The sequence below is a fragment of the Lysobacter sp. KIS68-7 genome (assembly GCF_021284745.1).
In the GTDB taxonomy this organism is placed as follows: Bacteria; Pseudomonadota; Gammaproteobacteria; order Xanthomonadales; family Xanthomonadaceae; genus Noviluteimonas.
Window position 1 is genome coordinate 1,211,200 of the sequence record NZ_CP089925.1, and the last position, 15,939, is coordinate 1,227,138.

Below are 15,939 nucleotides of genomic sequence, written 5' to 3' on the forward strand. Positions count from 1 at the left end.
ACCGCCCTGCATGACCCCGCTACGCGCCATCGGCTGGCCTTGGGCCGGCGATCCCGAAGACGCTGCCTGGCGGGAAACGATTTCGGCGCACCCCGGTGCCCGCCCCGCGCGGGTGATCGAGCAGCACCGCTCCGGTTACGTGGTGGCCGAAGGCCCGGGCGAGGGCCTGAAGGCCGAATCCCCGCCCGAATGGCAGCGCGCCTCGAGCTATCGCAAGGGCGGGATCGCGCCGGAAGAACGCGCGGCGGTCGGCGACTGGGTGCTGCTGCAGGGCAAGAAGATCGTGGCGCTGCTTCCGCGCCGGACCGCGATCAAGCGCGGTGCCGCGGGCGAGCACTACAAGCAGCAATTGATCGCGGCCAACATCGATACGGTGTTCGTCGTGTGCGGCCTGGATGCCGACTTCAATCCGCGCCGCATCGAACGCTACCTCGTGCTCATCGGCGGCAGCGGCGTGCAACCGATCGTCGTGCTGACGAAGGCGGACAAGGCCGAAGCCGCGATGCCCGGCAGCATCGACATGGCGCGCGCCGCGCTCGCGGGCGTGGCGTCGCAGGACGTGACCGTCGTCGCCGTGAACGCGAAGGACCGCGAGAGCGTGTCCGCGCTCGAGCCCTGGCTGCAGGAAGGGCACAGCGTCGTGCTCGTCGGTTCCTCCGGTGCAGGCAAATCCACGCTCACGAACACGTTGCTCGGCATCGAGAAGATGAAGACCAACGAAGTCCGAGAGAGCGATTCGCGCGGCCGCCACACGACCACGCATCGCGCGCTGATCCCGCTGCCCTCCGGCGCCTGCCTCATCGATACGCCCGGCATGCGCGAACTCAAGCCGACGGGCGAGGAAGACGTCGCGGAGAATTTCAGCGACATCGAAGCGCTCGCCGAGCAATGCCGGTTCCGCGACTGCCGCCATGCGAAGGAACCCGGCTGTGCCGTGCGCGCCGCCATCGAGGCCGGCACGCTGGATGCACACCGTTTCGGCAATTATCTGAAGCTGCGCGACGAAGTCGCCGGTGCGGCCGACAAGCTCGCCAACCGGCTGCAGCAGAAATCCAACGAGCGCGTGCAAGGCAAGTCGCTCAACAAACGCCTCGACGAGAAATACGGACGGCACTGACCCATGGTCGAGCTCGCGGACGACATCCTCCACCACGCGGCGCTCGATGCACGGATGGTCAAGGCCGCGCGCGGCATCCGGCTGCTCAACATGGTGAGCTGGGCAGCGAGCGAGCAGAAGCGCTTCCTGGATGGATACAACCGCGGCGTTTTCGAACTGCCGCGCCACGAATATCCGAAGTACGACTTCACCGAAGTGCGGCGCGAGCTTGCCTACGTCGAAAAGGCCGCGGACCGCGACCACCCGCTGGGCCACTACGTCTGCGACTCCGCGCGCAGCTGGGGCATTGCCGCCGAGCTGCTGGAAAACCTCGGCACACCCGAGGCGATGACGCATTCGATCCGGCTGTTCGGCCGTCCGGACGAGCCGCTGCCCGGCGGCGGCCCGACCACCCGCGAAGCCGCGCACCACTTCATCGACATCGCCAACGAACTCGACAAGGAACTGCTCGCCCCGGAAGAGCAGGTGCAGATTTCCGCGACCGCGCTGCAGTTGCAACTGCAGGCATCGCTCGATGATTTCTTCAACGAGCGGATGATCGAAGTGGTGCTCGACCCCGAGCTGATCGCCAAGGCGGCCGCCGGCGCCACGCGCATCCGCCTGCGTTCGAGCGCGGCCTTCAGCGATTACGACAAACACCAGCTGCTGGAACACGAGGCCTTCGTGCACTCGCTCACGGCGCTCAACGGCCGCGAGCAGCCGCAACTGCAGAGCCTGTCGCTGTCATCGCCGCGCACCACCGCCACGCAGGAAGGCCTGGCCACCTTTGCCGAACAGATCACCGGCAGCATCGACATCGAACGCATGAAGCGCATCAGCCTGCGCATCGAAGCGGTGTCGATGGCGATGGCGGGCGCGGACTTCATCGAAGTCTTCCGCTACTTCGTCGACTCCGGCAACCCGCAGGCGGAGAGCTTCGTCTCCGCGCAGCGCGTGTTCCGCGGCGTGCCGACCACGGGCGGCTGCGCCTTCACCAAGGACACGGTGTATGTGCGCGGCCTGATCGGCGTGCATACCTTCTTCCGCTGGGCGTTGCGCCAGAGGAAGCTGCGCCTGTGCCGCATGTTGTTCGCGGGCAAGATGACGCTCGCGGACGTGCAGCGATTCGAACCGATGTTCGATTGCGGCGCGCTGGTGCCGCCGAAATTCCTGCCGCAATGGGTGTCGCGCGCGAACGGCCTGGCGGGAATGCTGGCGTTCTCGCTGTTCGCCAACCGCATCCGGCTGGATCAGGTCATCGCGTCGGAAGGCCTGTTCGAACTGGAATGAGGCTGCCGTCGGGGCGGATCTCGTAATCCGCGGGCTGCCCTGCAGCGACGAGCTCCACGCGGCCGGCCACCGGCACGCCGTGGTACGTCGGAATCTCGTGCGTCAGTCGAACGAAGATCCATTCCTTCGCATCCGGCGCCGGTCGCAGGCGCACCATGCCCGGCTGCGAAGACACGAGCTGCGCAAGCGCAGGCGAGAACACCGACTGGATGCGTGCCACCTGGTGGATCGCCAGGATCACGAACACACCGTGGAGCACGGTCAACGCCGAGAACACCGCGATCGCGATGCGCCCCTGCCGCGAGGCATGCCGCCACGCCGCCGCCACGCACATCGCGCTGACCGCGGCGAACCCGTAGCCGTAATGGTTGGTGCTCACGCCGAGCGTCAACACCGGCGAAAGCGCCGCAAATCCGCCGAACAGGAAGGCCAGCGCGATGCGCCGATGCGCTTGCCACAAGGCCGCGACCATCGCGACCCACAGCGCCGCCGCGACGATCACCGGCTTGGTGCGCAACAAGGTCGTATGCGCTTCCAGCAGGTTGAAGATCGGCGGGAACACCTGGTACTCGAACCAGCGCACCGGCACGTTCAACAACGACGGCACGTACTGCGACCCGCCGTCGCGCGGCGCATGCAGCAATGCGGGCGCGCGCCAGGCCAGGAACAGCGCGATCGCGATGCCCGCACCGATCGTGGCCGCCGCCCAACGCCCGCGCCGCGCCGGATCGAGCAGCCACGCCACCGCGCACAACACCGGGATCGCTGCCGCCGCTTCCTTCCCGAGGATGGCGAAGAGCGACAAGGCGAAGGCCAGGCATGCGATCACCCAGCCGCGTTCGATGCGCAGCACGCACCAGGCCAGCACGAGCGCGCAGGAGACCCAGATCAGGTCCGCGATGGTGGCCACCCAACCGTGCACGTAGGCCGCGAAGGGCGTGAGCACGAACCCGATGGCACCGATGGCCGCGGCCCGCGTCCCCATGCCGAAGCGGCGCCCGACCGCGAACAACAGCGCCGCGTTCAGCGACCCCCACAGCACCAGGATCGAATGGAAGGCCCTGGGCGTGTCGAAGAAGGCCCGCGACAGGGCCATCCACAGGTTGAAGGTGAGCGGGCGGAACTGGAAGGTCTCGCGGTGATCCCACCACGGCACAAAGTCCACGGTGCCCGCGCGCCAGGCCCACTGCAGCTCATCGTGGCTGAAGTAGCCGGGGGCCAGCGCGAGCGGCAGCTGGAGCACGAAGGCGATCGCCAGCACCCACAACGGGGCCATCGCGGGCATCGGGAAGTGCGGGCGTTGCTCCATCCGGGACATGGCTCACGGGGAAAGCCGCGATTCTAAGTGGGGGATGGGTAGAATCGACGGCCCCCCACGCGCCGCCGCAGCGCATCCGGAACCAGGCCACGATGACCGACGATCTCAAGCACGCCGCGCTCGACTACCACCGCCTTGAGCCGCGCGGGAAGATCAAGGTCGTCCCGACCAAGCCGATGGTGACCCAGCGCGACCTGTCGCTGGCGTACTCGCCGGGCGTGGCCTTCGCGTGCGAGGCCATCGTCGCCGACCCGAACGAAGCCAGCGCCGTCACCGCGCGCGGCAACCTCGTGGCCGTGATCACCAACGGCACCGCCGTGCTCGGCCTGGGCGACATCGGTCCGCTGGCCGGCAAGCCGGTGATGGAAGGCAAGGGCGTGCTGTTCCAGAAGTTCGCCGGCATCGACGTGTTCGACATCGAGATCGACGAACGCGACCCGGACAAGCTGGTCGACATCATCGCCTCGCTCGAACCCACCTTCGGCGGCATCAACCTCGAAGACATCAAGGCACCGGAGTGCTTCATCGTCGAGCGCAAGTTGCGCGAACGGATGAACATCCCGGTCTTCCACGACGACCAGCACGGCACCGCCATCATCGTCGGCGCCGCGGTGCTCAACGCGCTGGAGATCGTGGGCAAGAAGATCGGCGAGGTGAAGCTCGCCACGTCGGGTGCGGGTGCCGCGGGCATCGCGTGCCTGGACATGCTGGTCGCGCTCGGCATGAAGCCGGAGAACATCCTCGCCTACGACCGCGAAGGCGTGCTGTACACCGGCCGCGGCCACATGGACCCGGACAAGCAGCGCTACGCGCGCGACACGGACAAGCGCACGCTCGCCGAGATCGTCGACGGCGCGGACATCTTCCTCGGCCTCTCCGCTGGCGGCGTGCTCAAGCCGGACATGGTCGAGAAGATGGCCAAGCAGCCGGTCATCCTCGCGCTCGCCAATCCCAACCCGGAGATCCTGCCGGAAGACGCCAAGCGCGTGCGCCCCGACGCGATCATCGCCACCGGCCGTTCGGACTATCCGAACCAGGTCAACAACGCGCTGTGCTTCCCCTACATCTTCCGCGGCGCGCTCGACGTGGGCGCGACGGAAATCAACGAGGCGATGAAGCTCGCCTGTGTGCGCGCCATCGCCGCGCTCGCGCGTCGCGAAGCCTCCGACCTCGGCGCGGCCTACGGCGGCGACGTGCCGTCCTTCGGACCGGATTACCTGATCCCGCGTCCGTTCGATCCGCGCCTGCTGGTCATGCTCGCGCCCGCGGTGGCGAAAGCCGCGATGGCGTCGGGCATGGCGACGCGCCCGATCATCGACTTCGCTGCGTATGAAGAAAAGCTCGGCCAGTTCATCTACCGCACCGGCCTGTTGATGAAGCCGGTGTACGACCGCGCGCGCAAGGACATCAAGCGCGTGGTCTACGCCGAAGGCGAAGAAGAAACCGTGCTGCGCGCGGTGCAGACCGTGATCGACGAAGGCCTGGCTTCGCCGATCCTGATCGGCCGTCCGGACGTGATCGAATCGCGCATCAAGCGCCTCGGCCTGCGCATGCGCGCGGGCGTGGATTTCGAACTGACCAACATCAACGACGATCCGCGCTTCAACGAGTACTGGCAGCAGTACCACGCGCTGACCGAACGCCGCGGGGTGACGCCGGCGGCGGCGAAGAACCTGATGCGTTCGCGTCCGACGCTGATCGCCTCGCTGATGGTGGAGCGCGGCGAAGCCGACGCGATGATCTGCGGCCTGGTCGGTCGTTACCACAAGAAGCTCGGTTACCTGCGCAGCGTGTTCGGCCTGGATCCCGGCGTGACCAGCACCTCGGCGATGACCGGCGTGATCAACGAGCAGGGCGTGTGGTTCTTCCTCGACACGCACGTGCAGCTGGATCCCACCGCCGAGCAGATCGCCGAAAGCACGCTGCAGGCGAGCTACCGCCTGAAGCTGTTCGGAATCGAGCCGAAGATCGCGCTGCTCTCGCATTCCAACTTCGGCAGCCACGACGACGCGAGCGCGCGCAAGATGCGCGAGGTCCGCGAAATCCTGAAGGCGCGCGTGCCCAAGCTCGAAGTGGACGGCGAAATGATGGCCGACACCGCGTGGGACGAAGACCTGCGCGTGCGCATCATGCCGAACACCACGTTGAAGGGCCGCGCGAACCTGTACGTGATGCCCAACCTCGACGCCGCCAACATCACCTACAACATGGTGCGCGTGATGACCGACGGCGTGGCGATCGGCCCGATCCTGATGGGCGTGGACCAGCCGGCGCACGTGCTCACGCCGGCCTCGACGCCGCGCCGCGTGGTCAACATGACCGCGATCGCGGCGGTCGAAGCGCAGATCCGCAAGGCGCAACGCGGCTTCTGATCCAGCCCTCCCGACGCGGCCGCCCGATGCCCATCGAAGCACCGACCGCAACGATCCTGGTCATCGCCTACAAGATGGAGGCGATGATCGGGCAGGCCATCGACTCCGCGCTCGCGCAGACCGTGCCGTGCGAGATCATCGTCTCCGACGATTGCTCGCCCGACGGCACGCTCGAGGCCGCACGCAAGGCGGTGGAAGGCTACACAGGCCCGCATCGCATCACCGTGCGCAGCACGCCGCGCAACCTTGGTCTGTGCGCGCACCTCACCGAACTGGCGTCCATCGCCACCGGCGACGTGCTCGTGTTCCAGGCGGGCGACGACGTGGGCTATCCGCAGCGCGTGCAGCGCCTGCTGCAGGTGTTCGCCGAACATGCGGACGCGCAGATCGTCGGTTCGCTCGTCGACGACATCGATCCGACCGGCAAGGTGATCGAGGCCGGCGTGCGCGGCACACCGCACGAAATCGACCAGCGTTGGCTGCTGCACCGCGGAAAGCTCGCCGCCGTGCTCGGCGCCTCGATGGCCGTGCGCCGCACGTTGTTCACCGACTTCCCGCCGATGGAAGGGCAGGTGGAAGACAACATGCTCACGCTGCGCGCAGTGCTCGCGGGGCGTTGCTTCTGCCTGCAGGAATCGCTGCTCGGCTATCGCCGGCACGAAGGCAACCTCGGGTCATGGGTGTTCGATCGCAGTGCCAACGATCCGGCGGTGTACGAGCGCCGCAATCGTCGCGTGCTCGCGATGTATCGCGAGATCGCGGCCGACCAGCGCAAGTGCCTGGCGGCGCACCCCGAATTGCCGATCGAGCGTCGCCGACTGGGCGCACAACTCGCCGACATGTACGCGCTCGAAGCCGACATGCGGGAAGCCGTGCTCGATGCGCCGCGCCATCGTTGGCTCGGGCCCTTGTGGCGCGGCGTGCGGCATCCTGGCTTGCGTCGGAAGAGCCTGGAGCGCGCGGTGAAGCTGTTCCTGCCGCGGAGCACGTTCGGACGCACGGACGTGGTGGCGGGTTTGGGGAGCCGCCTGCGCGACTGGAATCGCAATCGCGTGGACAAGCGCCGCATCCGCGTCGCCGACCAGCGCGGGGAAGGCATCGATTACGCCGCGTGGGTGGAGACATTCGACACCACGACCGACGCCAATCGCGCCGATCTGATTGAACGCGCGCGAGCATTGCCCGCGGTGACCATCGCCATCGTCATGCCGGTCCACGATCCCTCGCCGGCGATGCTGGCCGAAGCGATCGATTCGGTGATCGCGCAGGTGTATCCGCATTGGGAACTGTGCATCGCCGACGATCTGTCGACCGATCCGGCCGTCATCGCGTTGCTCAACGACTCCGCACGCCGCGATCCCCGCATCCGCGTCGCGCACCGCACCGAGAACGGGCACATCTCCGCGGCCTCCAACACGGGGCTTGCGATGGTCACGGCGTCGTACGTCGGCCTGCTCGACCACGACGACCTGCTGCCGGAACACGCGCTGCTTTGCGTGGCTGAAGCGATCGCCGCGCATCCCGAAGCCGCGGTGCTGTACTCCGACGAAGACAAGATCGACGCCACCGGCCAGCGTCGCGAGCCGCATTTCAAACCGGACTGGAATCCCGACCTGGCGCGCAGCTACAACATGGTGTCGCACTTCGGCGTGTACAGCACCGAGTTGCTGCGCGCGATCGGCGGCTTCCGCACGGGCTTTGAAGGCGCGCAGGACTACGACCTGATGCTGCGCTGCGTGGACCGCATCTCCCCGTCGCAGATCGTGCACATCCCGCACGTGCTGTATCACTGGCGCCTGCACGAAGCGAGTACGTCCGGCGGCGATGCGGCGAAGCCGTATGCGGTGGAAGCGGGACGTCGCGCGATCGCCGAGCACCTGCAACGCAATGGCATCGAGGGCGTGGTGCACGCGGATCCGTCGGGCTATCGGATCGATTACGCGCTGCCAGCACCGATCCCGCGCGCAACAGTGGTGCTGGTCGAACCGAGCGATGCGCTGCGCGCCGCCATCGAACGCGTCGGCTATCCGGCACTCGACCTGCGCACGGCCAAGGCCACGCCCGCCGCCTGCAACGGCGCGGCGCTCGAAGGCGACGCCGACGTCCTGGTCTTCCTCGATGGCCATTGCGTGCCCGACGACGCGCAGTGGTTGGAGCGCGCCATCGCTTGGGCGATGCGTCCCGGCACAGGCGCCATCGGTGGCAAGTTGTACGAAGAAGACGGACGCGTCATCGGCAACGGCGTGCTGCTCGGCGTCGCGGGTGCATGGTCGGCGATGGACGGCGGTGCGCGCGCCGACGGCGACGGTTACGCGCGGCGCGCGAAGCTGCCGCAGAATCTCAGTGCGTTGACGCACGGCCTGGTGGTGATCACCCGCGACGCCTTCACCGCCGCAGGCGGCTTCGACGCGCGCTACGACGCGATGGCCGCTGCAACGATCGATCTCACCTTGCGCCTCGGCCAGGCGGGCCTGCGCAACACGTGGCTGCCCGCGCTGCGCATGCGTTTCGACGGCGGCCGCGCGATGTTGGAAGCGACGGACGCGGATCGGCACAAGCTCGAAACGCGCTGGTCGCTCGCCACGCTGCTGGATCCGGCCTACAACCCGAACCTGGGCATCGCCTCGACGCGTTGGTGGTTCGCGCACCCGCCGCGCGTGCCGCTGCATTGCGGCGCAAGCAGCCGCGCGATCGCGGCGAACCGCTGACGATCAGCCGCTGAACAACGGCGTCGAGAGTGCGGGCTCGGCGCGCGCGCGACGTACCTTGCGGCGACACCGCACGAAGGAGCGCAGGGCACGCAGCCACAACGGCCCCTTCCACGGCGGCACCGACGCGCGATCGCGCCAGGACAGTCGGCGCAGCGGTGCGAAATCGTCGTCCATCCCCGCCTGCAGCGCGCGGTTCCACTCGCGTGCCTTCGCACTCTGCGGCCAGTTCGTTTCCGCGATGGCGCCGGTCACGTACATCAGTTGTTCCAGCCACTTGCGATTGCGCGACGCGCGCGAGGCCGCATGGCGGCGCGCGCGTTCGTCGTTCATCGCCGAATCCGCGTCCTTGCCCAGCGGCGAACACGCCTGCACATGGCGGCGGAACTGCACGAGCGGTTCGTCGACATACACCACGCCCGCGCCAGCCGCCGCGCGGATCGCCAACCACCAGTCGTGGTAAAGCTTCGCAGGGAAGGGAAGGGCGGCGTCGAACACGTCGCGACGCACCAGCATCGCGTGCCCGGACACAGTGTTCTGGAAGGCGTAGCGCAACGGGTCGCGGCCCGAATGCATCGCTTCGAGGTCTTCCGAAATCCTGCGTCCCAGCGGACGGCCTTCGTGATCGATGTAGGCCGAGTCGCAATACGCCAGGTCGGCGTCGCCGATCGCATTCGCCAGCATGGCCAGCTTGCGCGGATGCCACACGTCGTCCTGGTCGCAGGGCGCGATCAGGTCGGCCGTGCACAGCGCCATGCAATTGACGAAGCTGCGCAGGTGCCCGAGGTTCGTGAAGTTCGCATGGACGCGGATGCGCGAATCGCGCAGCGCGTAATCGCGCAGGATCCTGAGGGAGTCGTCGGTGGATTGATCGTCGATCGCCACGACTTCAAAGTCGACGTCCTGCTGCGCCAGCAGGGAATCCAACTGCTCGGGCAAGTAACGCGCGCCGTTGTAGACGCACAGCGCGACGGACACCCGCGGCAGGGTCGGAGCCTGCGGGGACGTCCTGTCCGCCCTTTGTTCGACGCCTGCCTGCATATCCATAAAGGGGCGGTGTTGTCCGAATTGGGCAATGGTAAGGGGTGGGGTGGGACTTTCTGCACTGTGTTATGGATGAGGATGCAGATTCCGGACGTACGGTTCAGCGACCGTAGGGGAATCGTCGCCTCGCTTCATCGCGCGCGCGGCCCGTACCGTCGCGCGATGCCGATCTCCCTCACGCAAACGCTGCGGAAATTCAATCGCCTGCGCCTCCTCCGACGACAGGCGCGCCGCGCGCAACAAAGCGGTGAACTGCACGATTACGCGCGTTGGGTCGCGCAGTACGACACGCTTGACGACATGGCGCGTGCCCGCTTGCTGGAGCGCGCCGCGCGTTTATCCGCGAGGCCGCTAATTTCCGTGCTCATGCCCGTGCACGATCCCGAACCGGCCTGGCTCGACGAAGCCATCCGGTCCGTGCGGGCCCAGCTCTACGACCATTGGGAACTGTGCATCGCCGACGACGCATCGAGCGATCCCCGCGTGCGCAATGTCCTGGCCCGCCACGCGGCCGCGGATCCGCTGCGCATCCGCATCGGTTGGCGCGCGCGCAACGGGCATATCTCCGTTGCATCCAACACCGCGCTCGACATGGCGCGCGGCGACTACATCGCCCTGCTGGACCACGACGACCGCCTGCCGGAACACGCCTTGCTGTGCGTCGCCGAAACCCTGGCGCGGTTCCCCCATGCGCAGGTGCTGTATTCCGACGAAGACAAGCTCAACGTCGACGGCAATCGCTGCGAGCCCTACTTCAAGAGCGACTGGAACCTGGAGTTGTTCCGCAGCCAAAACATGGTGTCGCACCTCGGCGTGTATCGCACGGGGCTGGCGCGCGCGGTCGGCGGCTTCAGCCCGGGCCTGGAAGGCGCGCAGGACTACGATCTCGCCCTGCGTTGCGTGGAGGTGATCGAACCCGGGCAGATCGTGCACATTCCGCATGTGCTGTATCACTGGCGCATGCATCCGCGCAGCACGGCGTCGGGCGGGGCGGCCAAGCCTTATGCGCATCTTGCGGGGTGTCGCGCGCTGGAGGCGCATTTCAGGCGACTCGGTATCGCATGCGATGTCGAATCCGAGCCGGCTGGTTGGTATCGCTGCACCTATCGTTCGCCGAACCCGCCGCCGCGCGTACTTGTGGTCGTGGCGGATTCCGCGGGCCCGCGTCGCCTGAAGACCTGCATCGAATCGCTACACCGTCAGACGTATGCGGCGATGGACATCGTCATCGCGCATGCAAGCAGCGACGTGACCTTGCCCGACGCATGCAATCGCGCGATCGCGTCGTCGGAAGCGGACGTCGTCGCCCTCATCGACAGTCGCTGCAGATTGCACGCACCCGATGCACTGGAATCGCTCGTCGCGCGTGCCTGTCTTCCCGAGGCCGGCGCCATCGGCGTGAAGTTGCTGTCCACGCGCGGGCGCATCGTCGGTAATGCGCAACTCCTCGGCGCCGGCGGCGCCTATGTCGCGCTGGCCAGCCAGACCCGCGCGCATCGCGGCGGCTATTTCGGTCGCGCACGCTTGCCGCAGCACGTCAGTGCCCTCGGCGAAGGCTGCGTCGTCGTGCGCGCCGAGCACCTGCGCAAAGTGGGTTGGGTCGATGCGTCCTACCGCGACATGGATGCCGCCATCGTCGACTTCACGTTCCGCCTGAACGCCTATGGCCGGCGCAACCATTGGGTCCCGACGGTCGAAGCGACGATCGTCTCGCGCCATTGGAGCGCGCGCCGCATCGCCGCCATCGATGCCGCGCGCGTGGCAGGACGTTGGAGATTCGCCGAATTGCGCGATGCGCATTACAACGACAACCTGGGGCCGAGCGGGCGCTTCCATTACGCATCGCCGCCGCGCGTCTCGCTCGCGCGTCCGTGGTTCGAACCGGGTTAGCAATTCCCCGTCTGCACCCAACCGTTGCCGACGCGTTTGAACTTCACCCCGTCCATGCAGCGCTCGTTCGCATCGAGCGCCTGCGTCTTCTGTGCCTGCTGTTCGGCGCGCAACTTCTTCTGCACTTCGATGGATTGCTCGCGCATCTTCGCCCACTCGGCCTCGCGCGCTTCATCGTCCGCGGCCTTCGCGGTGAGATCGACCGCGGCCACCTGCGTCGGCTGCTGCACGACGTTGCCCACGGGTTTCGCGGCAGGGGCCGCGGCGACGGGCGCCTTTTCTTCGGGCACCGGCGTCTCCACCGGTGGCGCCTCGTGGTGTCGCGAGTTCCATTCGATCCAGCCGACCACGACCAGGGCGATCGCGGTGATGCCGATCAGCCAGACAGGAATCCTGCGGTTCGCGTTCGCCATGGGCCTAGCCTACTTGAACAAAGGACCTTCAAACGCCCGCTCGCGCCGCGCGCGGCGGACCTTGTTCGCATATTTCAACCAGAAGCGCAGCGCAGCCACCCAGCGGGCCCCCTCGTGGGGCGGGATCGACGCCCGGTAACGCCAGGCCACCCGCCACAGGGGCCAGATCCGCCCGCTTTCGCCGGCACGGATCGCCGCGTGCCAGTCCACCGCCACGCGCCGCGGGAACCAATCGACGTTCATCAGTTGCTCGAACACATACAGCCACTGCGCCAGCCACTTCCGGTTGCGCCAGGGCGACCGCTTGCGATGCATCCCGCCGAGCCCCTTGCCCATCGGCGAGGCCGCCATGTCGTGGCGGCGGAACCGGACCAGGGGATCGTCGAGGTACACCACGCCATGGCCGGCCGCCGCGCGCAGCGCCAGCCACCAGTCGTGGTAGAGGATCGAGGGGAAGGGCAGCGCCGTGTCGAAGACCGAACGCCGCAGCAGCATCGCGTGCCCGGAGGCGGTATTGCGGAAAGCGAACCACAGCGCGTCGCGGCCGGCGAGCATCGGCCCGATGTCCTGCGACACGGTGCGTCCGAGCGGGCGGCCTTCGCCGTCGACGAATTCCGAATCGCAGTACGCCAGGTCCGCCTCGCCCATCGCCTCGACCAGGGCAGCCAGCTTGCGCGGGTGCCACACGTCGTCCTGGTCGCAGGGCGCGATCAGCGGCGCCGTGCACAGGCCCATGCAGGTCTCGAAGCTCTTCAGGTGCCCGAGGTTCTGGTCGTTCTCGTACACCCGGATGCGGGGGTCGCGGCGCGCGTATTCGCGGAGCACCTGGAGGGAGTCGTCCGAGGAGAAGTCGTCGAGCGCCACCACTTCCAGGTCCACGCCCTCCTGCGCCAGCACCGAGTCCAGCTGGGCCGGCAGCCACCGCGCGCCATTGAAGACGCACAGGGCGACGGAGACGCGGGGTAGGTCGGAGGTCATGGTCTGCACTCTACCCAACGGCCGCTGCGATAGTTGCACCGGAAAGCATGGAAACCGCTTCCAGCCTCGCTTGTTAGAATCGCGGCTCTACTTCGTCCAGGCCCCCCGCCGCAATGAACTGGCTGACCGATCTGCTGCAGAACGATCCCGACCCCACCGAAACCCGCGAATGGGTCGAGTCGATCAAGGCGGTCATCGACAACGACGGCGCCGAGCGCGCGCACCAGTTGCTCGACCACATGGTCGAACTCACGCGCCGCGCCGGCGCGCACCTGCCGTTCGCACCGACCACCGAATACATCAACACCATCCCCGCGCACCTGGAAGCGAAGAGCCCCGGCGATGCCGCGATGGAATGGCGCATCCGTTCGATCATCCGCTGGAACGCGTTGGCGATGGTGGTGCGTGCGAACCGCAAGCCCGGCGACCTCGGTGGCCACATCGCCTCGTTCGCATCGGCGGCCACGTTGTATGACGTCGGCTTCAATCATTTCTGGCGCGGCCCGAGTGCCGAGCATCCGGGCGACCTGCTCTACATCCAGGGCCACAGCTCGCCGGGCATCTACGCGCGCAGCTTCCTCGAAGGCCGCCTGAGCGAATCGCAGCTGGACAACTTCCGCATGGAAGTCGACCACCGCGGCATCTCCTCGTATCCGCATCCGTGGCTGATGCCCGATTACTGGCAGACGCCGACGGTGAGCATGGGCCTGGGCCCGATCTCCGCCATCTACCAGGCGCGCTTCTGGAAGTACCTGGAAGGACGCGGCCTGATGCCGAAGACCGACCGCAAGGTGTGGTGCTTCCTCGGCGACGGCGAAACGGACGAACCCGAATCCCTGGGCGCGATCTCCGTCGCGGGCCGCGAAGGCCTGGACAACCTGGTCTTCGTCATCAACTGCAACCTGCAGCGCCTCGACGGCCCGGTGCGCGGCAACGGCAAGATCATCCAGGAACTCGAAGGCAGCTTCCGCGGCGCGGGCTGGAATGTCCTCAAGCTCATCTGGGGCAGCTACTGGGATCCGCTCCTCGCACGCGACACGCATGGCGTGCTGAAGAAGCTGATGATGGAAACGGTCGACGGCGAGTACCAGAACTGCAAGGCCTTCGGCGGCGCGTACACGCGCGAGCATTTCTTCGGCAAGTACCCGGAGACGGCCGCGATGGTGGCCAACCTCTCCGACGACGACATCTGGCGCCTCAACCGCGGCGGCCACGACCCGCACAAGGTTTACGCCGCCTACAACCAGGCCGTGCAGACCAAGGGCATGCCCACCGTGATCCTCGCCAAGACGGTGAAGGGCTACGGCATGGGCGCGGCGGGCGAAGCGCTCAACCCGACGCACCAGACCAAGAAGCTCGACGACGAAGCCGTCCGCATCTTCCGCGACCGCTTCAACATCCCCGTCACCGACGAACAACTGAAGGACAGCGCCGTGCCGTTCTTCCACCCCGGCGAGAAGAGCCCGGAAGTGGAATACATGCACGAGCGCCGCAAGGCGCTGCAGGGTTACCTGCCGCAGCGTCGCAAGAAGAGCACCGAGACGCTCACCGCGCCGAAGCTCGAAGTGTTCGACCGTTTGCTCAAGAGCAGCGGCGACCGCGAGATCAGCACGACCATGGCCTTCGTGCAGAGCCTGTCGATCGTGTTGCGCGACAAGCAGGTGGGCCCGCGCTGCGTGCCGATCGTCGCCGACGAAGCGCGCACCTTCGGCATGGAAGGCATGTTCCGCCAGCTCGGCATCTATGCGCCGCAGGGCCAGAAGTACAAGCCGGTCGACCGCGACCAGCTGATGTACTACCGCGAAGATGCGGCGGGCCAGGTGCTGGAAGAAGGCATCACCGAGTGCGGTGCGTTCTCGAGCTGGATGGCCGCGGCCACCAGCTACAGCACGAACGACCTGCCGATGCTGCCGTTCTACATCTACTACTCGATGTTCGGCTTCCAGCGCATCGGCGACAGCGCCTGGCAGGCGGCGGACATGCGCGCGCGCGGCTTCCTGCTCGGCGCCACCGCGGGTCGCACCACGCTCAACGGCGAAGGCCTGCAGCACGAAGACGGCCACAGCCATCTGCTCGCGGGCGCGATTCCGAACTGTCGCGCGTACGACCCGACCTTCGGCTTCGAAGTCGCGGTGATCCTGCAGCACGGCATGCAGCGCATGCTCGACGAACAGCAGGACGAGTACTTCTATCTCACCCTGATGAACGAGAACTACACCCACCCGGACATGCCGGAAGGTGCAGCCGACGGGATCATCAAGGGCATGTACTTGTTGAAGGATGCCGGCAAGCCGAAGAAGGGCGAGCTGCGCGTGCAGTTGCTGGGCAGCGGCACGATCCTGCGCGAAGCGATCGCCGCGGCGGAATTGCTGGACAAGGACTTCGGCGTGACCAGCGACATCTGGAGCTGCCCGAGCTTCACCGAACTGCGTCGCGATGGTTTCGACGCGGAACGCTGGAACCGCCTGCATCCGGAAGACAAGCCGCGCAAGGCGTATGTCACGCAGATGCTGGAAGGCCGCCAAGGCCCGGCGATTGCGGCGACGGATTACGTGCGCGCGTTTGCGGATCAGATCCGCGCGTTCGTGCCGGGGCATTACACGGTGCTGGGGACGGATGGCTTCGGTCGTTCGGATACGCGCGCCAACCTGCGTCGCCACTTCGAAGTGGATCGTTACTACATCGCGCATGCGGCCATCGCGGCGCTTGCGGCGGAAGGGAAGATGGCGGGGAAGGATGTGGCGCGGGCGATCAAGCTTTACAAGATCGATACCGAACGCGGGAATCCGCTGGGTGCGTAAGACACGAAAGGGCGCCTGTCAGGCGCCCT

10 protein-coding genes are annotated in these 15,939 nt (G+C 67.1%); 6 read left to right on the top strand and 4 right to left on the bottom strand.

Features of this window, described 5'->3' with window-relative positions:
• Positions 1-10: 10 nt before the first annotated feature.
• Positions 11-1,117, top strand: a complete 1,107-nt coding sequence (gene rsgA / locus LVB87_RS05735) for a ribosome small subunit-dependent GTPase A (RefSeq protein ID WP_232899933.1) — start codon at positions 11-13, stop codon at positions 1,115-1,117.
• Positions 1,118-1,120: 3 nt separating this feature from the next.
• A complete protein-coding gene (locus tag LVB87_RS05740) occupies positions 1,121-2,386 on the top strand; it encodes a flavohemoglobin expression-modulating QEGLA motif protein (protein WP_232899934.1) in 1,266 nt (421 codons plus the stop codon).
• Here the strand turns inward: LVB87_RS05740 and LVB87_RS05745 are convergent.
• Entirely contained in the window at positions 2,352-3,671 is a 1,320-nt protein-coding gene (locus tag LVB87_RS05745; protein WP_232899935.1) for a hypothetical protein, read from the bottom strand. The two genes, LVB87_RS05740 and LVB87_RS05745, sit on opposite strands and share 35 nt — an antisense overlap.
• Before the next feature lie 125 nt (positions 3,672-3,796).
• On the opposite strand from LVB87_RS05745, the gene LVB87_RS05750 reads away from it, so the two are divergent.
• A complete protein-coding gene (locus LVB87_RS05750; RefSeq protein WP_232899936.1) occupies positions 3,797-6,076 on the top strand; it encodes an NADP-dependent malic enzyme in 2,280 nt (759 codons plus the stop codon).
• 26 nt (positions 6,077-6,102) lie between these two features.
• Complete coding sequence (locus LVB87_RS05755) at positions 6,103-8,784, top strand: glycosyltransferase (protein ID WP_232899937.1); 2,682 nt, start codon at positions 6,103-6,105, stop codon at positions 8,782-8,784.
• 3 nt (positions 8,785-8,787) lie between these two features.
• Here the strand turns inward: LVB87_RS05755 and LVB87_RS05760 are convergent, their stop codons facing one another.
• On the bottom strand, positions 8,788-9,762 hold the full coding sequence (locus tag LVB87_RS05760) for a glycosyltransferase (RefSeq protein ID WP_232899938.1): 975 nt from the start codon (positions 9,760-9,762) through the stop codon (positions 8,788-8,790).
• A 228-nt stretch (positions 9,763-9,990) separates the two neighbouring features.
• Here LVB87_RS05760 and LVB87_RS05765 point away from each other — a divergent pair, with 228 nt between their 5' ends.
• On the top strand, positions 9,991-11,718 hold the full coding sequence (locus LVB87_RS05765) for a glycosyltransferase (RefSeq protein ID WP_232899939.1): 1,728 nt from the start codon (positions 9,991-9,993) through the stop codon (positions 11,716-11,718).
• On the opposite strand, the gene LVB87_RS05770 is transcribed toward LVB87_RS05765, so the two are convergent.
• Together LVB87_RS05770 and LVB87_RS05775 are read right to left on the bottom strand one after the other, a co-directional pair.
• Entirely contained in the window at positions 11,715-12,131 is a 417-nt protein-coding gene (locus tag LVB87_RS05770; protein ID WP_232899940.1) for a hypothetical protein, read from the bottom strand. The two genes, LVB87_RS05765 and LVB87_RS05770, sit on opposite strands and share 4 nt — an antisense overlap.
• Before the next feature lie 9 nt (positions 12,132-12,140).
• Positions 12,141-13,109 (bottom strand): glycosyltransferase, encoded by a 969-nt coding sequence (locus LVB87_RS05775; RefSeq protein ID WP_232899941.1) that lies wholly within the window; start codon positions 13,107-13,109, stop codon positions 12,141-12,143.
• 113 nt (positions 13,110-13,222) lie between these two features.
• On the opposite strand from LVB87_RS05775, the gene aceE reads away from it, so the two are divergent.
• Positions 13,223-15,910 carry a pyruvate dehydrogenase (acetyl-transferring), homodimeric type gene (gene aceE, locus LVB87_RS05780; RefSeq protein ID WP_232899942.1) on the top strand — a complete coding sequence of 896 codons (2,688 nt, stop codon included), beginning with the start codon at positions 13,223-13,225 and terminating at the stop codon, positions 15,908-15,910.
• Positions 15,911-15,939: the final 29 nt, after the last annotated feature.